This window comes from Neorhizobium sp. BT27B (assembly GCF_050455485.1).
In the GTDB taxonomy this organism is placed as follows: Bacteria; Pseudomonadota; Alphaproteobacteria; order Rhizobiales; family Rhizobiaceae; genus Neorhizobium.
In genome coordinates, this window is the sequence record NZ_JBCIYT010000001.1 from 142,204 (window position 1) to 161,932 (window position 19,729).

The following is a 19,729-nucleotide window of genomic DNA, read 5'->3' on the forward strand; positions in this document are numbered from 1 at the left end:
TGACCGGGCTTTTTCGTACAACCTTGAAACGCACTACATTATTCAAGGAAAGTGATCGGGTTGACCGGGGTTGCATCCTTGCGAACCTCGAAGTGGACCTGCGGACGCTTGGCATCACCGCTCATGCCGGAAGAGGCGAGCGTCTGGCCGCGCTGGATTTTCTGTCCACGCGTGACATTGATGCTGCCGGCATGGCCGTAAACGGTGACCTTGCCGTCGTCGTGGCGGACGAGAACCGTGTTGCCGAGCTGCTTTAGGCCGTTGCCGGCATAGATGACCACGCCGTTTTCGGCGGCCTTGATCGGCGTGCCTTCCGGAACCGAAATGTCGATACCGTCATTGCGGCTGCCGTTGACGTTGGCGCCGTAACCGGCAACCACCGCACCACTCACCGGCCAGCGGTACTTGCTGATGCCCGTGGAGGCGGGAGAGACCGAAGCGACATCGGACTTCTTTTCGACATCCGACACGCTGGCCGTGGCAGCGGGTGCTTGTTCGGCGGACTTTGCAGCCTGCTGCGGGGCAACCGATGCGGTCTCAGCCTTGGCAGGCGCCGTGGGCTTGGCGACAGCCGGCTGAGCCGGAATCGAAGCGGTTTTCAGCGTGTCCGAACCTGCGCCCGGAAGCGTCAGCGTCTGGCCGATGCGGATATTTTCGGTCGAAAGGCCATTGGCAGCTTTCAACTGATCGATCGGGGTGCCGGTTGCGCGTGCAATCTTGGCAAGCGAGTCACCCGGCTTCACCGTGTAGGTGCCGCCTGCGGGCTTGCCGCCGCCAGCCGGCGGAACCAGCTTGCCGGTTTCGCTCTGCGCCTTGTCGCGCGCCATCTGGGCGCCGGGAAGAACGGCAACCTTCTGCTCGGACTGCTGCTGCGGTGCCGGCATCTGGCCTTCGCGGGCAAGATCGGTACCGTCTGCAGCAGCCTTGGCAGCGTTACGCGGCGTGCCATAGGTCGGGATGATGGCGATCTGGCCAGACTGAACCTTGCCACCGTTCGCCTTGAGAATTTCCTTTTCCGGAACGCCGTAACGCTTGGAGAGCGATGCAGCGCTTTCGCCGGGACGCACCGTTACCTTCGGCGCATTGGCTGTCGTCCAGCCGGACGCGGACTTTGTCGTGTTGGTGACGACATTGTCGGAAGACGGCACCGAAAGCGGGCGCGGGGCAAGACCTGCAGTCTGCTGACGTGCCGGCATCGGCTGCGCCATGGCTTCCTGACGCGTTGCAGGTTCCATGCCGCCCGAAGGTGCAGCCAGTTCAGCACGCTGAATGCTGCTCGGTGCAGACGCTGCCCGCGCAGGCGACATTCCGCCACCGTATCCACCACCATTGTTCTGGTAGCCGGCGTTGTTCTGGTAACTACCATTATTCTGATAGCCGCCATTGCCGTTCTGGTAGGAACCCTGATTGTTGCTCGCCATCGGTGCCGACATGCCGCCATTCAGGTCGCCATGCGGGATCGGCGCCTGACCGTAAGCACCACCACCCTGCCGTTGCGGGATGGATGCCGTCGTCATGTTGTCCGATTTGGAGAACAGATTATCGAAGCGCGTTGCATCCGAACTGCAGCCTGTTGCGGCACTTGCCAGCAAGGCCAAAGCAGCAAACCGCAGGCTCGATTTTCCGACTTTGTATGAACTCTGAAAACGCATGACCCGACCTAACTCGTGACGCAACCAAGTGAGATTGATTAAAGCGCGTTAGTCTTACCGTCGGGTTAAAGCCGGCCTTAAGCGGCTTTTATTTTTGTCAAATTGATAACCATGTCATCGCTGTTGCGATAATGACTCACCTGGTCATTCCACCGGCGTCAGAGCTGGGCGGCGATATGCGGAACGATAGGCAGATAAGGAACTGCGAAAAGATCCTCGCGCTCGAAACGGCTGCCGGTCTTGGTCAGACGCACCATCATGCAGGTCTCGTCATCGATCATCAGGGGCGCCAGCATCGAGCCGCCATGGGTCAACTGATCCGCATAAAATCTCGGCATTGTCGGGAAAGCGGCCGTCACCAGAATGCGATCGAACGTTCCCTCGCCCGGCATGCCATTGCCGCCATCCGCCTGACGCAGAACGACGCCGCGAATGCCGAGCGCATCAATGCGAGCCTGCGCCTGCGTGACCAATGTCTTGTAACGTTCGACGGAAAGCACGCGCTCGGCCATGCGACCGATGACAGCGGTCATGAAGCCACTGCCTGTGCCGATTTCCAACACCCGCTGCCCGGGCTTGACCTGGAGGCGCGCCAGAATGCGCAGCGCCATATCGGCACCTTCCATGAAGGAACCGCATTCGATCGGAATGGTGCGGCTGGAATAGGCGGAAGCGGAAAATTGCGCCGGCACGAATTGCGACCGCGGCGTCTGTTCCACCGCGGTCAGGAGATCGAGATCGGAAATACCCTCGGCCCTGAGACGCAGGACGAGCGCCGCAAAACCTTCCTTCTCGACCATTCCCGGTTTCAAGCGGCTACTCCGTTACCAAGCAAGCAAAAGGGCCTCAGCCCAGAACCTTCGTCAACTGATCCTGCACCGAATAGTCGGTCAGGTCCAGCTTCAGCGGCGTCACCGAAATGCGGTTTTCGCGGATGGCATTCAGGTCGGTTCCCTCGCCCGGACGACCGGTACGCGATGCGAAATACAGCCAATAATAGGGAAAACCGCGACCATCCTTGCGCTCGTCGACGGCGAGATCGAAATCGGTCTTGCCCTGCGCCGTCACTTCGATGCCGGCAACTTCGTCCGGCGCACAGGCCGGGAAATTGACATTGAGCAGCGTGCCAGCCGGCAGTTCGGCTTCAAGCAGCTTGCGGATCACGCCGACGGCATGGGCTTCCGTCGTTTCCCACGGAACGATCTTGGCGCCATCCTGTTTCACATAGGCCTGGCTGAGCGCAATCGAACGCACGCCCTGCAGCGTGCCTTCCATGGCACCGGCAACCGTGCCGGAATAGGTGACGTCGTCGGCCAGGTTCGCACCGACATTGACGCCGGAGAGAACCAGATCGGGCTTTCCGCCCATCACCTGACGCATGCCCATGATGACGCAATCGGTCGGCGTGCCGCGCAGCGCGTAATGCTTGTCGCTGATCTTGCGCAGCCGCAGAGGCTCCGACAGCGTCAGCGAATGAGCAAAACCACTCTGGTCGGTTTCCGGCGCTACGATCCAGACGTCGTCGGAAAGCTGGCGAGCGATCCGTTCAAGGACCGCCAGCCCTTCCGCGTGAATGCCGTCGTCATTGGTCAGGAGAATGCGCATGTAAAGGCCTTATGCTTTTTCGATTTTCGTAAGGCCGCCCATATAGGGCAGGAGCGCATCCGGAATTGTGACAGAACCGTCTTCGTTCAGGTAATTTTCCAGAACCGCGATCAGGCAGCGGCCGACGGCAGTGCCCGAACCGTTCAGCGTGTGAACGAAGCGCGTCGCCTTGTCTTCCTTGCCGCGATAACGGGCGTTCATGCGACGGCCCTGGAAATCGCCGCAGACCGAGCAGGACGAGATTTCGCGATAGGTGTTCTGGCCCGGCAGCCAGACTTCAAGATCGTAGGTCTTGCGCGCGCCAAACCCCATGTCGCCGGTGCACAGCGTCATGGTGCGGAAATGCAGGCCAAGGCGCTTCAGCACTTCTTCGGCGCAGGCCGTCATCCGCTCATGCTCTTCCAGCGAGCTTTCCTGATCGGTGATCGATACGAGTTCGCACTTCCAGAACTGGTGCTGGCGCAGCATGCCGCGCGTATCGCGACCAGCCGAGCCGGCTTCCGAGCGGAAGGATGGCGTCAGCGCCGTAAAGCGCAGCGGCAGCTTTTCCTGATCGAGGATTTCGGCAGACACGAGGTTGGTCAGCGTCACTTCGGCAGTCGGGATCAACCAGCGGCCGTCGGTGGTCTTGAACAGGTCTTCCGAAAACTTCGGCAGCTGGCCGGTGCCATACATGGCCTCGTCACGCACCATCAGCGGCGACGATACTTCCGTATAGCCGTGTTCGCCGGTGTGCAGGTCGATCATGAACTGACCGAGCGCGCGCTCGAGGCGGGCCAACTGGCTGGTCAGCACCGTGAAGCGCGAGCCCGACAGCTTTGCGGCGCGGTCGAAATCCATGTAGCCGAGGGCTTCACCGATTTCGAAATGCTCCTTGGCCGTATGGTTCCAACGCGGCTTTTCGCCAACGACGCGAGCGACGATATTGTCGTTCTCGTCCTTGCCGACCGGCACATCGTCATGCGGAATGTTGGGGATGCGCGACAGCATGTCGTCGAGGGCAGCGCTCGTCTCGCGCTCCTCCTGCTCGGCTGCCGGCATGGCGTCCTTGAGGGTCGCGACTTCCGCCTTGAGCTTTTCCGCCAGTTCCATGTTCTTCTGCGCCATGGCGGCGCCGATTTCCTTGGAAGCGGTATTGCGACGGGACTGCATATCCTGCAGGCGGGCGATAACCGCGCGGCGCTTTTCATCCAGCGCTACGAGGGAGGCGGCCTGCGGCTCGGCGCCACGCTTGGCAAGGGCTGCGTCGAGCGCCTGCGGGTTCTCACGGATCCACTTGATATCGAGCATCGTCGTTCCACGTCATCGGTCTGGGTATCGGTATAGGCCGCGCCAGCCGGCTCGGCCGTGAGTTTGCTCCGGCCGAACAAAGATCTTCCGGAACGAATTACGTCTTGTCCGCTTCGGAAACCTCGGAGGATTCGTCGCTCTCGGCGAGTTCATCTTCCTTGCGCCTGCGTTCCACGAGTCGAGCGGTATAGATCGAAATCTCGTAGAGAAGGATGGTCGGCAGTGCAAGGCCGATCTGGGAGAGCGGGTCCGGCGGCGTCAGCACGGCCGCCACCACGAAGGCAATGACAATCGCGAACTTGCGCTTTTCACGCAGCCAGTCGCTGGTCAACAGACCGACGCGGGCCAGAAGCGTGGTCACGACCGGCAGCTGGAAGACCAGACCGAAGGACACGACAAGCGTCATGATCAGGCTGAGATATTCCGAAACCTTTGGCAGCAGGGAAATCGCCACACCGCCTTCAGTCGGTGCCTGCTGCATGGCCAGGAAGAACCACATGACCATCGGCGTGAAGAAGAAATAGACGAGCGCGGCGCCCATCAGGAACAGCACCGGCGATGCCACCAGAAACGGCAGGAAAGCTGCGCGTTCGTTCTTGTAGAGGCCCGGCGCCACGAACTTGTAGAGCTGCGAGGCGATGATCGGGAATGCGATCACCAGCGCGCCGAACATGGCCACCTTCACCTGCGTGAAGAAAAACTCCTGCGGCGCGGTGTAGATCAGTTCGGATTTCGACAGATCGAGGCCAGCCCACAGGACAGCCCATTTGTAGGGCTGAACCAGCAGGTTGAACAAACCCTTGGCGAAGAAGAAGCAGACAAGGAAGGCCAGGAAGAAAGCCGCGAGCGACCAGATCAGTCGCGACCGCAACTCCAGCAGATGCTCCATCAGCGGCTGCGGCTTGTCGTCGATATCGCCGGTCATGCTTCATCCTTCGGCGCGGTCGCTTTTTTGGGAGCGCGCGGTGTTTTTACTGCGGCGGCAGCCGTTTCGGATTGTGCGGCCTTCTTGGCCGGCGCCTTGGTGGCGACAGCCTTTGCCGGAGCAATCTTGGCGGCGGTCGGTTTTGGCGCAGTTGCCTTTGCCGCTGCGGCCTTTGGAGCGGCAACCTTTGTCGCCTTGGCAACAGGCTTCGGCTTAGTCACCACTGGCTCGGCGGTCGCCGGCGCTTCCACCGTCTTGCGCGGAGCACGCGGCTTGCGCACCGGAACCTCCGGCACTGCCGGGGTCGCAGCAGCAGCAGCCTGCTTGGCGGCTACCGCGGCAGCGACAACATCCGCAGCAGGAACGACCGCAGCTGTTGAGGCAGGTGCAGCGGGCTGAACCGGCGCGGTCGCGGTCTGCGGAGTGACGGTATCAGCCGCCTCATCCGCTGCCTCACCCGTCAGCAACGGGTCGTCGGCCGATGTCACGCTTTCCGAAGGCTTGGGAACCGCGGTCGCCTTTTGCAGGTCCTCGCGAATCTCCTGGCCCATCTGGCGCAGCGGATTGATCGCATCACGCAGCGCGTTTGCGGGGTTCAGGCTCTTGGCGTCAGAGATTGTCTTACGCACATCGTCCATGTCCGCTTCACGCAGCGCCTCATCGAACTGGGTGCGGAAATCGCCGGCCATCTTGCGCAGATTGCTCGTCATTTTTCCGAACGCCCGCAACATGGGGGGCAAATCTTTCGGCCCGACCACAACGATCAATACGATCGCTATGACCAAAAGCTCGGTCCAGCCGATATCCAACATTCACGCGGCTCCCGCCGAATCGCGTCTACAAGGAGACGCGTTCAATTATCTGGTCTTTGTCTCTTCGGCCTTATGGTCGACGGTGCGGGCATCAACGGTCTTGTCGTTGTCTGCAGGAGCCTCGTCGTCAGCCATGCCCTTCTTGAAGCTCTTGATGCCCTTGGCAACGTCGCCCATCAGGTCCGGAATCTTGCCGCGACCAAAGAAGATAAGCACGATGACCAGAACGATCAGCCAATGCCATACACTAAAAGAACCCATCACTTGACTCCATAGATTGCGCGTCTGTCGCGCATTAGGCCCGATGTAAGCTTATTGCCATGATTTTTCAAACACCAAATCGCGACATACACCGCGGATCGGGTCTCTATATGAGCAAGTCGATAACGACTGCGTCATCGGCAGGCCGTTCCGCTGCCCTGCCATTGCCTATTCGTCGCCGCCACTTGGCGCCAGCAGCCCCAGTTCCTCAAGATCGAGCTGGGTGATCGGATCCTCGTCCTCGGTCAAATCATCACCCAACGAGGGGATAGGAATATTGAAATTCGGCGGAATACGGCCAGACAACAGCCCTGCCCCCTTCAACTCTTCCAGCCCCGGCAGATCGCGCAGTTCCTCGAGGCCGAAATGGTCGAGGAAACTGATCGTGGTGCCCAGCGTGACCGGGCGACCGGGAGAACGGCGGCGACCGCGAAAGCGCACCCAGCCGGCTTCCATCAAAACATCGAGCGTGCCCTTCGACGTCTGCACACCGCGGATTTCCTCGATCTCGGCGCGTGTTACCGGCTGGTGATAGGCAATGATCGCCAGCACTTCGAGCGCGGCGCGCGAAAGCTTTTTCACTTCCGTCTCGTCGCGGCGAATCATGAAGGACAGGTCCGCGGCCGTGCGAAATGCCCAGCGATCCTCGACGCGCAGAAGATTGACGCCTCGACCGGCATAAAAAGCTGCCAGCTGGTGCATCGCCGCGGCAACATCGGTGCCCCGCGGCAGGCGATCTGCAAGATATGCTTCGGACACAGGTTCGGACGAAGCAAACACCAAGGCCTCGATCGTGCGCTGGATATCGATATCCGACAAGGTGAAGCGAGCGGGTTCGCCCTCCCCGGCCTCATCGTCCGGCTCCGGCGTCAGGAATTCGTCGTCAACCGCCTGCACTGTCGTTCTCCTGTTCGGTCAACTTTACCGCCACCGGCCGCTTCTGGCCCTGCCGCATATAGATCGGCTGGAACGCACCATCCTGGCGCATTTCCAGCTTGCCTTCCCGCACCAGTTCCAGCGAGGCGGCAAAGGCGCTTGCCGTCGCCGTCACCCGTTCTTCGGCGGGCATGTATTGCAGCAGATAATCCTGCAGCGCCGTCCAGTCACCGATTTCACCGAGCATATCGGTGAGCAATTGGCGCGCCTCGACCAGCGACCACACTTTTCGCCGCTCGATCGTCACCTGCGTGATCGCCTGCCGCTGGCGCAGATTGGCGTAGGCCGACAACAGATCGTAGAGGCTTGCATCGAAGGCAGACTGGCTGCTCTGCGGAATATGCTCCGGCGCACCGCGCACGAAAATGTCACGGCCGATGCGGTTGCGGTTGACCAGCATGGTCGCCTGCTCACGCATGGCTTCCAGACGTTTCAGGCGGAAAGCGAGGATCGCCGCCATTTCCTCGCCGCTAGGGCCGTCATCCCCACGGACCTGCTGCGGGATCAGCAGCTTGGATTTGAGAAAGGCAAGCCACGCCGCCATGACCAGATAATCGGCAGCCAGTTCGATGCGCACCTTTCGCGCACTATCGATGAAGAGCAGATATTGCTCGGCCAGCGCCAGCACGGAAATACGTTGCAGATCGACCTTCTGGGTGCGGGCAAGATGCAGAAGCAGGTCGAGCGGGCCTTCGAAGCCGCTGACATCGATCACCAGCGCGGGATCGGTCACCGCGCGGTCGTCGGCATCCTGCCAGAGCTTCTCCATCGGCGTGGCGCTCTTCGATGTGTCCGTCGCCATGCGCCTCTCCTATGCTGCGTCTTTACGAGGTCGGCAGCAGCGACCAGAATTCAGCCCGTATTGTCGCCTCGTCGGCGCCATCAGGCTGCGTGAATCCGGCCTCGACCAGTTCGGCGCGCCGCAAGGCTTCGCCAGCCAGAGACGGCACCTCGGCCACGACCTGCTTCATTTCCTCCATCAGGCCATTGCAATGCAAGACAATATCGCAGCCACCAGCGACAATGTTGGCGGCGCGCTGACTGAGCGTGCCCTTCAACGCGTTCATGGAACTGTCGTCGGAGAGCAGCAGTCCGTCGAAACCGATCGTCCCACGAATGATCTCGTCGATGACCTTCTTCGACGTCGTCGCCGGCCGTTCGGCGTCAAGCGCCGTGAAAACGATATGCGCGCTCATCGCCATCAACTCGTCCTTCATGGCCATGAAGGGACGGAAATCATGCGCTTCCAGCTCCTCGCGCGAAACGGTGACAACCGGCAATTCGTGGTGCGAATCGGCCATGCCGCGGCCATGGCCGGGAATATGTTTCATCACCGGCAGCATGCCGCCGGCCTTCAAACCTTCCGCCGCCGCCTTGCCCATGTCCGCCACCGTCACCGGATCAAATCCATAGGCGCGGTCGCCGATGACATTGCTCGCGCCTTCCACCGGCACATCCAGCACAGGCAGGCAATCGACATTGATGCCGAGCTTCATCAGGTCGAAAGCGTGCAGGCGCGACATCAGCCATGCGGCGCGCAGACCCTGCTGCTTGTCGGCGCGATAGAGATCGCCGAGGACCTGTGCCGAGGGATAACGCTCGATCATCGGCGGGCGTATGCGTTGCACACGGCCGCCCTCCTGATCGATCAGCACCGGTGCGTCCGGCCTGCCAACCGTGTCACGCATGGCCGCAACCAGATCACTGATCTGCTCAGTATCCTGCAAATTGCGGGCAAAGAGGATGAAACCCCAGGGGCGCTCGCCCCTGTAAAGGGCAATCTCTTCTTCGGTGAGGACGGTCCCGGCACAGCCGAGAATCATTGCTTTTGATTCGCTCATGCCCGGCATCATAAAACGCGCGACTGGAATAGCGATAGCTGCTGATCGTGATCCCGCGGGAAGCACAACGAGAAACGGGGCCTTTCGGCCCCGTTCCAGATTGGATTTTCGTCGTTGGAAAACTCAGCGTGCCACGAGGCAGCTGCCACCGGCCGAACGATAGTTTTCGCAAAGCTGCACGGCCTGATCCTTGCTGCCGGCCGGAATGCGGACGCGGTAGAAAGTACCCTTGCCGGCGATCTCTGCGGCCTTGATATCGACGCCTCGACCGCCGATGACATTGCCGAATTTCGACGACAGGCTCTGGTAGGACTTCTGGGCTTCGGCCTGCGAAGGCAACGATGCAACCTGGATGAAGTACCCACCCGGACCGACGGAGGCGACCTGCTGAGGAGCAGCCGACGTCTGCTGAACATTGCCGCGATCGGAAACAGAAGCCACCACGTTGACCGGCTGGTCAGCCGGACGCGATGCCGGAACCGGCCTTGCAGGCGCACTTGCAGTGACCAGCTGGGCCGGTGCTGCAGGTGCCGCCGGAGCGCTCATCGGCGCGGGCTGGACCGGAGCAACATGGGCGGTCTTCGGTGCGACAGTCGGCTCGGCAAGCGCCGGCTGGGCCGGAACCTTTTCCGAAGCGGCAGGCTGTACCGGAGCGGCGGCCTGCTGCACTGGGGCTGCCGGCGCCGTGACTTCCTGTTCGACCAGCGTACCATCAGGGCGGACGACCATGGTGCGCACCTTGCGGGGCATCACGCTGACGGGCTGCTCACCCTGCGGGGCGCCGTTCGCCTGCTGCGGCAGAAGGCGCGGATCCTGCGTATCGAGGCCTTCGGTCATCGCCTCTTCCTCACCCTGCAGAGGCAGGCTGTCGGAGGTCAGCGTGCGCTGGACAACGTCCATCGGCTCTTCATTGCTGGAAATCAGCGTTTCCTGGCGAGGCGCATCGTTAGCGCCGCCGGCAACACGCTCGTAAACAGCCTTGTCCTGGTTCGGCACCGTCTTGCCGCCCGGATTTTCCGGAGCAATCTTGACCGGCTCCTTGTCGGCGGCGATGACAAGCGGCTTGCCGCTCTCAGCCTTGCCCGGCAGACCGCTGGCATAATAGGCATAGGCCGAAAGCCCGCCCATCAACAGAAAGCCGACGACAGCAACCGGCGCACCCCAGCGAACCTGACGACGCGCGACAGGTGCCGCGTAACCGTCATCATCCTCATCGCTCATGCGGCCGCCATCCGGCAGCGGGTTCGACAGGCTGCGACGGAAATCTTCTTCCAGAGCGCGCTCGAAATCGTCGAGATCGGCATCGTAAGCGGATTTGGCCGGTGCGGGCGCGGCGGCGGGCTGTGCGACAGCGACCGGGGCCTGCGTTGGCGTGGCACGCGACATCGGCTGGCGAGCCTGTGCGTTCTGCATCTGGGCAGCTGCGGCACTGCCGCGCACCAAAGACGGAGCGGCAGGAGCAGAGGCCTGAAGCAGGTTCGCCAGTTCCGCGTCCAGATCGATATCGAAATCCGGATCGTGTTTGGCAGGTGCGACAGGCTCGTCGACCAGAAGTTCCGGAACATCGACTTCGGCCATGCTTTCCACATGCTCTTCGCCATCGGCGATCAGCGTGGGGTCGAAACTGTCGGCATCGAATTCCGGTGCAGCAGCTTCGACAGGCACGGCAGGAGGTGCCGGGGCGAATGCGGGTGCTGCACTCAAAGTCGTCGCCGGCGCATACGCTGCGGTCGGCACATAGGAAGGCTGCGAGGTCGTGACCGGGGCCGGCCTGTAAGCTGGCTCAGGCTGGCGGGCCGCATAAACGGGCTCTGCCGGCACTGGCGCCGCGACAGGCTGGACAACAGCAAGGGTAGCCGCCGGCTTGTCGTCATCGCCAAGCGAGATGTCGGAAAGATCGAGATCCAGATCGTCAAGCGCGAGCTCGAAATCATCGTCGATCAGATCGGCATCCGTCGCCGTCGGCTTCACAGCCACCGGCTGCGGTGCAACGGGTGCTGTAACCGGCTTTTGCGACAAGAAATGATCGACGTCGTAGACCATTTCTTCCAGTTGCGAGAACGTCTCCGATGGAGCCGGCTTCGCCTGGAAGGAAGGTTCGGCGCGAATCGGCTCGACAGGCGCTTGCGCTGCCACCGGCTTCGGCATTTCAAACACCGAAAGCTCGACGGGCTTTTCGACAACCGGAATGATAGCCGGCTTGCTTTCCGTCTGCTGGGCAGCAGCCTCGCCGGTCAGTTCGCGCTCAAGGCTGCTCCAGATCGATTCGTTGGTCTCGACAGGCGCTTCCCTTGCAGGCTCCACCGGAGCCGCCACAGTGACGGGGGCAACGTCCACGGCAACCTGTGCCGGCTCGACCGGCGACGGCCGATAGGCTTCGCGCGGCGCAATGTCGGTGCGCTGGAAATTGGCGATCGGCATGCGGAAACCGGGCTTGTAGCCCTTATCCACCGACCGTTCGGTCAGAGACAGTTCTGCAGGCGCCGGGGCCGCTATTGCAGCCGGCTCGACCTGGACCGGCTCGACAGGCTGCGGCTGATAGCGCGGCTGCTCGTATTGGGGCTGAGGCACCGGTGCGAGCGACGATTCAAGCTCTGCGACCAGATCCGCATGAGAGAAAGGTGCTCTCTGCGGAACAGCCTGCTGGATCGGCATGGATGGCGCCGTGGCAGCCAGATCGAATGGAAGGTGCTGCAGCGGCGGATTGCCGTCCGGCAACGGCTGAGCAACAGCCGGCGGCTCGAAGGCCGGTTCAGCACGCTCGACGGAAACCGTGCGCGGCTCATCCATAACCGGCGCTTCAACCGGCTGGCGCACCTGCGCAGGCTCGGCGACTGCACCGATATCGTTGGCGGGATCGAGGCGCGGAGCGTCGTAACGCTCGAATTCGCGCATCAATTCATCTTCGAGATTAAACTCGGGTTCACGGCGCGGTGCCGCAGCCTGAGCCGATGGGCGTGCCGGGCTATCTTCGTAACCGACGATACGGGCGAGTTCCGCCAGCGGATCGTCTTCCGCAAAGATATCCGGACCATCGTGCCGGCCGAGTGCAAGGTTGTTGTCTGCCATTCCCTCGTCCACTTACCTACGCGTAACAATTGCATATGCCAGCGCAATATGGGGAAATGGTGGCAATACTACCGCATTTCTACCGGAGCGTCAGTGCCCGCAATGGCGAGACCTGACTTCAAAACAGAAGCGACGGCATGCACCAACCCAAGTCTGGCTATACTCGATTCTCTATTTTTGTCGTTAATAAATCGTAAGTCCGCATTCTGATTGCCTTTCGCCCAGTGTCCGTGGAAGGCGCTGGCGAGGTCATACAGATAGAAAACAACGCGATGCGGCTCCTGCGCCTGCGCTGCGGCTTCGATCATCCGCGGGTATTCCGACAGCTTTGCAACGAGCTGCAACTCGCTCGGATCGGTGATTCCGGCAACCGAATCGGCCAGATTGAGCGAATCGATATCGAGGTCCGGGAACGCTTCGCGCGCCTGCCGGAACACCGACATACAACGGGCATGTGCATACTGCACGTAGAAAACCGGGTTGTCCTTCGACTGTTCCGTCACCTTGGCGAAGTCGAAGTCGAGCGGCTCGGAATTCTTGCGATAGAGCATCATGAAGCGCACGCTATCGGAGCCGACTTCATCGACCACTTCACGCAGCGTCACGAAATCGCCGGAACGCTTCGACATCTTTACCGGCTCGCCATCGCGCAGCAGCTTCACCAGCTGGCACAGCAGAACGGTCAGCTTGGACTTGCCTTCCGACACGGCCCGCGCCACGGCTTCCAGCCGCTTCACGTAACCGCCATGGTCGGCGCCGAGCACATAGATCATCTCTTCGAAGCCGCGATCGAACTTATCCTTGAAGTAGGCAACATCGGCGGCAAAATAGGTGTAGCTTCCATCGGACTTGATCAGCGGACGGTCGATATCGTCACCCACTTCGGTGGAGCGGAACAGCGTCTGCTCACGGTCTTCCCAATCTTCCGGCAACTGACCCTTCGGTGGCGGCAGCGCACCACGGTAAACGTGGCCCTTAAAGGTCAGGTCGTTGATGGCGGTGCGGATCTTCTGGGCGCCATCTGCGTGCAAGGTCCGCTCAGAGAAGAAGAGATCGTGATGCACATTGAGTGCGGCCAGATCCTCGCGGATCATCGCCATCATCGCATCGACCGCCTTGTCCTTGACGATCGGCATCCACTCGTCCTGCGGCATGTTGTGCAGGCGCGTGCCGTATTCCTTGGCCAGTTCCTGGCCGACCGGCACGAGATAGTCACCCGGATAAAGACCTTCCGGGATCGCACCGATGGTTTCGCCGAGAGCCTCGCGGTAGCGCAGGAACACCGACTTCGCCAGAACATCGATCTGGCCGCCGGCGTCGTTGATGTAATATTCCTTGGTGACGTCGTAACCGGCAAAACCCATCAGGTTGGCCAGCGCGTCGCCGACGACGGCGCCACGGCAATGGCCGACATGCATCGGGCCCGTCGGGTTGGCCGAAACGAATTCGACGTTGACCTTCTTGGACGCGCCAAACTGCGAGCGGCCGTAATAGGTGCCATCAGCGATCATCACCGCCAGCACACGCTGCCAATAACCGGTCGACAGGCGAATGTTGATGAAGCCGGGACCGGCAACCGACACTTCGCTGACATCGGCATCACCGCGCATCGCCTCGGCAATGATATCGGCCAGCGCCCGCGGGTTGGTGCCGAGCGGCTTTGCCAGCACCATGGCGGCATTGGTCGCGACATCGCCATGGCTCTGGTCTCGCGGCGGCTCGATGGTGATGCGGCCGAAATCGAGCTCGGCGCGCTTTTCCTTCACGATATCCAGCGTTTCCAGGGCGGCTTTGATCCGCAGGTCGAAATCGGCAAAAAGGTTCATGGCTAACAATCCGCGCGGCAGGCAAAACCGCCCCCGCGATAGTGGTTCATGTGGCGGGGTGCCTAACGCAATTCGGGAGTGCGGTCAAACAGGCGCTGGTGGGCTTTGACGGCATAGGTGTCGGTCATGCCGGCCAGATAATCGCCGACATGGCGCGCCCTCGCCGCCTCGCTGAGGTTGGGCATCTGACTGACCCAGTAATGGCTCTGCATCTCCTGCGGCGCCGCCATATAGGCGCGAAAAAGGTCGCAGACGATCTCGGCGGCACCGGCGCGGATGCGCATGATATCCGGGTGGCGATAGATACGGCTGAACAACAGTTTCTTGATCTGCCGGTCGGTCTCGGCCATCTCTGTGGAAAAGGTGGCGATCGCAAGATCGGCGCTGCGAATATCCGCCGCACTCTGCGGCTGCAGATTTGCCAGCCGCTCCTGCGCCACGCCGATGACGTCCTCGACCATGTGGGTGATCTGCCGGCGCATGATCTCGTGAGCGAACCGGCTCGTCTCGAGGTTCGGGTAACGGTCGCGCACCTCGCGCATCATGGCAGCCAGAAACGGCACGTCCTCCAGCATGTCCAACGTCAGGAAGCCGGACCGCAAGCCGTCATCGATGTCATGAGTATTGTAGGCGATATCGTCGGCAATCGCCGCCACCTGCGCCTCAAGACTGGCAAAGCTGGCGATTTCCAAATCGTGGATCTCGCAATAATCAAGGATCGGTTGCGGCACCGGGCCCTTGATACCCTCGCCCGCCTTGGTCATCATCGGGCCATTGTGCTTGACCAGTCCCTCAAGGCTCTCCCAGGTCAGGTTCAGCCCGTCGAAATCCGCATAACGACGCTCCAGCTTGGTGACGATGCGCAGCGACTGGGCATTGTGGTCGAAACCGCCATAGGGTTTCAGCATCTCGTCGAGCGCATCTTCGCCGGTATGACCGAAAGGTGTGTGGCCGAAGTCGTGAACAAGCGCCACACCTTCCGCGAGATCCTCATCCACTTTCAGGGCACGCGCCAAGGCGCGGGCAATCTGCGCCACCTCTATCGTATGGGTCAGCCGGGTGCGATAATGATCACCGTCGACGCCGATGAAGACCTGTGTCTTGTGTTTGAGTCGACGAAACGCCGTGGTATGGACGATGCGGTCGCGGTCGCGCTGAAATTCCGAGCGCGTCAGGCTGCCGGTTTCGGGAAAAAGCCGGCCACGGGATGTCCACGGATCGGCGGCGAAAATCGCCCTCTCCCCGCTTCCAAACCCCAGACTGCGTGTATCGATCGTCATTCAAAAGCCTTCCAACACGGCACGAAGCAGTAAACGCATCAACGAAGCATTGACGTGTCATTTAACCCTTCATACCTATAGTGCAACAAGCTGTAATGCTGATGATGACAATCTCGCCGGACCTTTAATCCGGAAGGAGCCCGAAATGCAGAACGATGTCACCCTTTCCGATGCAGCCGCCAAGCGCATCGCCCAGATCGTCAGCGCCGATGCCGGCAAGCAGGCGCTGCGCGTTTCCGTGGAAGGCGGCGGCTGTTCCGGCTTTTCCTACAAGTTCGATCTGGTCGAAGATCAGCTGGACGACGACTTCGTGATCGCCAAGGGCGACGCCAAGGTGCTGGTCGACAGCCTTTCGCTCGTCTACATGGCCGGTTCGGAGATCGATTTCGTCGACAACCTGCTCGGCCAGTCATTTCAGATCAAGAATCCGAATGCCGTCGCAAGCTGTGGATGCGGCACGAGTTTCGCCATCTGACTGGCTTCTGAAAGTCTTTTCCCTTCCAATGCGCGGGCCTTGCGATAAAAAGGCCCGAACGGAAGGAAGATCTGGCCCATGAAAATCGCGACCTGGAACATCAACGGAGTCAAGGCACGTATCGACAACCTGCGCGCATGGCTGACCGAATCTGCTCCTGACATCGCCTGCCTTCAGGAAATCAAATCCGTCGATGAAGGGTTTCCGCGTCTGGAAATCGAGGCGCTCGGTTATCACGTCGAAACCCATGGCCAGAAGGGTTTCAACGGCGTCGCGATCCTGTCCAAGATCAAGCCTGACGAAGTCATCCGTGGCCTGCCCGGCGATGATGGCGACGAGCAGTCGCGTTACATCGAGGCGGTGTTTTCGGTTCCAACGGGGGCCATCCGCGTCGCGTCGATCTATCTGCCGAACGGCAACGCGTCCGACGATCCGGTCAAATATCCTTACAAGCTCGCCTGGATGGAGCGCCTGCGTCTGCACGCTGCCGATCTGCTGAAGCTGGAAGAGCCGTTGATTCTGGCCGGTGACTACAATGTCATCCCCGAACCGCACGACTGTTTTGATCCGGCCGCCTGGGCCACCGACGCGTTGTTCCTGCCGCAGACCCGCGCTGCTTTCCGACGCCTCGAAGCGCTCGGCCTGACAGACGCCGTGCGCGCTACCACCGATGCCGTGAAACTCTATACGTTCTGGGATTATCAGGCCGGCGCCTGGCAGAAGAATAACGGCATCCGCATCGACCATCTGCTTCTGTCGCCGGAAGCCAGCGACTGCCTGAAATCGACAACGATCGAGAAGAGCACGCGCGCCTGGGAAAAACCTTCCGACCACGTGCCGGTATCAGCCGAATTCGATTTCGGCTGATAGGCCATTAAAGGCAAAAGCGGACGGATTTCCTGAAAAATAGAGGCCTCAGTCGCCGCTGCGCTCAAGATTTTGAGCCAGGGCGACGGCATTGCGGCGGTCGTTTTCCGTGGACAGGGAGAACGCGTCTTCCTGCAACTGCTGCATCCACGGGCAATCCTTCTTGCTGCAGCGATCAAGCGCTGCCGTCATGAAAGCGAGGCCGCGCAGTGTCTGGCCTTCATCGAAGAGGACATTGCCGAACACTGCCATGGCACCGGCATGGCCGCTCTTGCGGGCCTGATTGAGCCACTTCTTGGCCTGCTGCACGTCGGCACGGCCGCCCTCGCCTGCCAGCATCATACGGGCAAGCCGGAACTGCGCCTCGGCCACACCGAATGCGGATGCGGCTTGGAAATACAATTGGCGGGCCTGATAGAGGTCGGCCTTCACAGGCGTTCCAGCAATCCCTTCGCGATAATAGCCGGCCAGCGAAAGCAGAGCATTGACGAAGAAACCGGTATCTTCCGAGCCTGGCTCTACGCCCTGGCTGGCGATATCGCTATAGATCTTGAAAGCCTCGAAATCGTTCTGCACCACGCCGTCGCCATAGGCATACATGTTGGCCAGCGCCCAGCGCGAGCCGGTATGGCCCTTTTCGGCGGCATAACGATAGGCTTCGACAGCATCCTTCTTCTGACCGTTCTTGTAGGCCTTGAAGCCGAACTTGAAGAGATCGAAAGGACCTGATTCCTTGTTGACGCCGGCATTGATGTCGAACGCGAAGGCCGGCACTGCCGCCGTCGACGCAAGAACGAGCCCGATGAAAAGAGCCCTCAGAGAGCGTGTATCAGTCTTCAGCATGGGTCAGACTTCTTCCACCGTGCTGATTTTCGCACGCAGCGAAATTCCGCGCTGCTTTAAAGCGGCGGCTGCACCCAAAGCGGGTCCACAGTCCCATCCCATGCTCATGCCGATACTCCAATACACACTCTGGCCCCTTTGCCCGGGATAGCTACGGTCTTCATCAACCGGCACCTTCCAGGGGAGCTGCAATGCTGTTCGATCGGCAAAACAATAATCATGGTTTTCGGCAAGACTGCGGCCCTGAACCGCATTAGCAAGCATAAAATGCCCCCACGGCGCGCAGATGCCTGCAAGCCTTGATTCAATGGCATTTCTTTCGAATAACCGCCCATGTTTCCCCGACTACGAGCCCCGCCCCCGAGGTCCGTGAATTCCGTTGCAACTATCGCTGCGCTCTGTTTGTGGCGGGAAATGGACAAATTCCACCACAAAGATGCTGACGATGATCGTCGCAGACAGATGTTGCCAAATCGTCACATTTATACGAGTGATCGCGATTATCTGTCAGCATTTTTTTCACATAAAAAAGGCCCGGCAACGCGCCGAGCCTTTCATTCTTTTCAGACCGATAAGTCCCAGTTTTAGAACTTTACTTTAAGCGAGGTCGAAACAGCGGCAACAAGATCGTTGTCGAAGTCATAGATTGCTTCGTTGCCATAGGTCGCGCCGTTGATCTGAATGGGACCGGAACTGCCGCTGGTCATGATACCCAGCACACCACCGAGCTTGATTTCGACATGCTCTGTCGGCGCGTAGGATACGCCTGCACCGACTAGCCAAGTGTCGGTCTGAGCCATATAGCCGGTCGAGGTGCCGCGATCCCAAGTCAGGCTGACAGCGCCACTCCACTGATCGTTGAACTTGTGGCCAATACCTCCCGTAATCGTCCAGCCATCCTGGTACCCCAGATCAAGCGATGTCACCCGCGCGCCATTGGCGGCATAAAACGGGATTGTCTGGAGCTGGCTCCAGTCGACCCATTTGACCGAACCGAAGGCAAGCCAGTCCGGCGCGATGCCAGACTGAACCTTCAATTCGACCGAATCGGGCATCGCCGTCGATCCGGTCACAGGGATGACAGTTCCAGCACCGGGCACAATGCTGCCAAGCAGGGGGCTTCCGAGTGCAGCCGGCACTCCCCTCAAGTCTACGGCTCCCGTGATGTCATCCAGCTTTACTTCGCTGTAATACATCAAGCTCGCGCGCAACGCGTATTCGGGAATTTCGTAGGCAACACCGGCCCGCCAACCCCAGCCGTCGCCCTCGAGGTCGAGGCGTCCAACACCTGAACCAGAGAGGCCCAACGTCGAAAGAGGAGGCAGACTGAACAATTCCGGAGCGACAACGAGACGCTCTTTGAACCCGTCCATCTTCAGATAGTTGCCGCCGCCGATAACGCGAAACTGTCCGGGTCCCATATCAAAACGATAGGAACAGGTCAGCGCGTAACTATGGCTATTGACCTTCGTTTCGATATTCTGGTTGGCACCAGCCCAACGTGCCCCCGGATTTGTATGGGCACCAAATGGCTGCGAGTAATCGAACATGCAGTCAGCAGCATCGCCGATGCCAGCCTTGATACCGATGCGCGGCGACCAATAATCGTCCGTTTCATCGGCTGAGTTGGAATAACCGAGCGTATTCAGCGGACCATCGCCGGCGACCGTATCGCGGACATTTTTAACCTTACGATTTGGCATAACGAAGGTAGCCGTTGTCTCCGCAGCCACTGAAGACGGATCGAAAAGCAAATCGATATTATAACCACCTCGTTCAAGGCCGCTCGCAAAAGCAGGTGCCTGCACGGCCAGCAAACCGCTGGCAGCAAGAACGATCGTGGCAGTTTTTTTATTGAACGTCATGAGAACCCGCTCCTCCCAGCAAGTGATGGGAATCAGTGTGATGCAGTCTCTGCCAAATAACAACTTTCCGTGACATTAGGAATATCGCCGCTTACGCCCAAAAATTGACGTAAGCTTTTCAACAGAGCGCCATATCGACACATTCTGCGGAATTTAGTTTTAACATTCAGCAAATTTCACCT

Annotated in this window: 18 protein-coding genes; 2 read left to right on the forward strand and 16 right to left on the reverse strand. The window is 60.2% G+C overall.

Annotated elements, in window-relative coordinates; all coding sequences use genetic code 11:
- Window positions 1-38: 38 nt before the first annotated feature.
- The 13 genes from AAIH70_RS00750 to AAIH70_RS00810 all read right to left on the reverse strand — a co-directional run bounded on the left by AAIH70_RS00750 (window position 39) and on the right by AAIH70_RS00810 (window position 15,497).
- The gene (locus AAIH70_RS00750; protein ID WP_132273412.1) at window positions 39-1,652 is read right to left on the reverse strand and encodes a peptidoglycan DD-metalloendopeptidase family protein; all 1,614 of its coding nucleotides are present in this window, start codon (window positions 1,650-1,652) and stop codon (window positions 39-41) included.
- Window positions 1,653-1,810: 158 nt separating this feature from the next.
- On the reverse strand, window positions 1,811-2,452 hold the full coding sequence (locus AAIH70_RS00755) for a protein-L-isoaspartate(D-aspartate) O-methyltransferase (protein ID WP_132273782.1): 642 nt from the start codon (window positions 2,450-2,452) through the stop codon (window positions 1,811-1,813).
- Between the two features lie 46 nt (window positions 2,453-2,498).
- Window positions 2,499-3,257 carry a 5'/3'-nucleotidase SurE gene (gene surE, locus AAIH70_RS00760; RefSeq protein ID WP_132273411.1) on the reverse strand — a complete coding sequence of 253 codons (759 nt, stop codon included), beginning with the start codon at window positions 3,255-3,257 and terminating at the stop codon, window positions 2,499-2,501.
- A gap of 9 nt (window positions 3,258-3,266) precedes the next feature.
- Window positions 3,267-4,547, reverse strand: a complete 1,281-nt coding sequence (serS, locus tag AAIH70_RS00765; protein ID WP_132273410.1) for a serine--tRNA ligase — start codon at window positions 4,545-4,547, stop codon at window positions 3,267-3,269.
- A 97-nt stretch (window positions 4,548-4,644) separates the two neighbouring features.
- A complete protein-coding gene (tatC, locus tag AAIH70_RS00770) occupies window positions 4,645-5,472 on the reverse strand; it encodes a twin-arginine translocase subunit TatC (protein WP_132273409.1) in 828 nt (275 codons plus the stop codon).
- On the reverse strand, window positions 5,469-6,284 hold the full coding sequence (tatB, locus tag AAIH70_RS00775) for a Sec-independent protein translocase protein TatB (RefSeq protein WP_132273408.1): 816 nt from the start codon (window positions 6,282-6,284) through the stop codon (window positions 5,469-5,471). The genes tatC and tatB overlap by 4 nt, the downstream gene beginning before the upstream one ends.
- A 45-nt stretch (window positions 6,285-6,329) precedes the next feature.
- Complete coding sequence (locus AAIH70_RS00780) at window positions 6,330-6,545, reverse strand: twin-arginine translocase TatA/TatE family subunit (RefSeq protein WP_132273407.1); 216 nt, start codon at window positions 6,543-6,545, stop codon at window positions 6,330-6,332.
- Window positions 6,546-6,713: 168 nt separating this feature from the next.
- Complete coding sequence (gene scpB / locus AAIH70_RS00785) at window positions 6,714-7,442, reverse strand: SMC-Scp complex subunit ScpB (protein WP_430032764.1); 729 nt, start codon at window positions 7,440-7,442, stop codon at window positions 6,714-6,716.
- Window positions 7,429-8,283, reverse strand: coding sequence for a segregation and condensation protein A (locus AAIH70_RS00790; protein ID WP_132273406.1), 855 nt, complete (start codon window positions 8,281-8,283; stop codon window positions 7,429-7,431). The genes scpB and AAIH70_RS00790 overlap by 14 nt, the downstream gene beginning before the upstream one ends.
- Before the next feature lie 22 nt (window positions 8,284-8,305).
- A complete protein-coding gene (gene nagZ / locus AAIH70_RS00795) occupies window positions 8,306-9,322 on the reverse strand; it encodes a beta-N-acetylhexosaminidase (protein ID WP_132273405.1) in 1,017 nt (338 codons plus the stop codon).
- A 123-nt stretch (window positions 9,323-9,445) separates the two neighbouring features.
- Window positions 9,446-12,391, reverse strand: a complete 2,946-nt coding sequence (locus tag AAIH70_RS00800; protein WP_430032768.1) for an SPOR domain-containing protein — start codon at window positions 12,389-12,391, stop codon at window positions 9,446-9,448.
- 68 nt (window positions 12,392-12,459) lie between these two features.
- Window positions 12,460-14,217 (reverse strand): arginine--tRNA ligase, encoded by a 1,758-nt coding sequence (gene argS, locus AAIH70_RS00805; protein ID WP_132273403.1) that lies wholly within the window; start codon window positions 14,215-14,217, stop codon window positions 12,460-12,462.
- Window positions 14,218-14,279: 62 nt separating this feature from the next.
- Window positions 14,280-15,497, reverse strand: coding sequence for a deoxyguanosinetriphosphate triphosphohydrolase (locus tag AAIH70_RS00810; RefSeq protein ID WP_132273402.1), 1,218 nt, complete (start codon window positions 15,495-15,497; stop codon window positions 14,280-14,282).
- Between the two features lie 145 nt (window positions 15,498-15,642).
- Here AAIH70_RS00810 and erpA point away from each other — a divergent pair, with 145 nt between their 5' ends.
- Both erpA and xth read left to right on the forward strand, forming a co-directional pair.
- Entirely contained in the window at window positions 15,643-15,972 is a 330-nt protein-coding gene (erpA, locus tag AAIH70_RS00815) for an iron-sulfur cluster insertion protein ErpA (RefSeq protein ID WP_132273401.1), read from the forward strand.
- 78 nt (window positions 15,973-16,050) lie between these two features.
- Window positions 16,051-16,839, forward strand: a complete 789-nt coding sequence (gene xth, locus AAIH70_RS00820; RefSeq protein ID WP_132273400.1) for an exodeoxyribonuclease III — start codon at window positions 16,051-16,053, stop codon at window positions 16,837-16,839.
- A gap of 48 nt (window positions 16,840-16,887) precedes the next feature.
- Here xth and exoR read toward each other — a convergent pair whose 3' ends face one another.
- The 3 genes from exoR to AAIH70_RS00835 form a co-directional block, all read right to left on the reverse strand.
- Window positions 16,888-17,682, reverse strand: coding sequence for an exopolysaccharide production regulator ExoR (gene exoR, locus AAIH70_RS00825; protein WP_132273399.1), 795 nt, complete (start codon window positions 17,680-17,682; stop codon window positions 16,888-16,890).
- A 3-nt stretch (window positions 17,683-17,685) separates the two neighbouring features.
- Window positions 17,686-17,946, reverse strand: a complete 261-nt coding sequence (locus AAIH70_RS00830; RefSeq protein ID WP_430032773.1) for a hypothetical protein — start codon at window positions 17,944-17,946, stop codon at window positions 17,686-17,688.
- A gap of 320 nt (window positions 17,947-18,266) precedes the next feature.
- On the reverse strand, window positions 18,267-19,547 hold the full coding sequence (locus tag AAIH70_RS00835; protein WP_132273397.1) for an OmpP1/FadL family transporter: 1,281 nt from the start codon (window positions 19,545-19,547) through the stop codon (window positions 18,267-18,269).
- Between the last annotated feature and the right edge of the window lie 182 nt (window positions 19,548-19,729).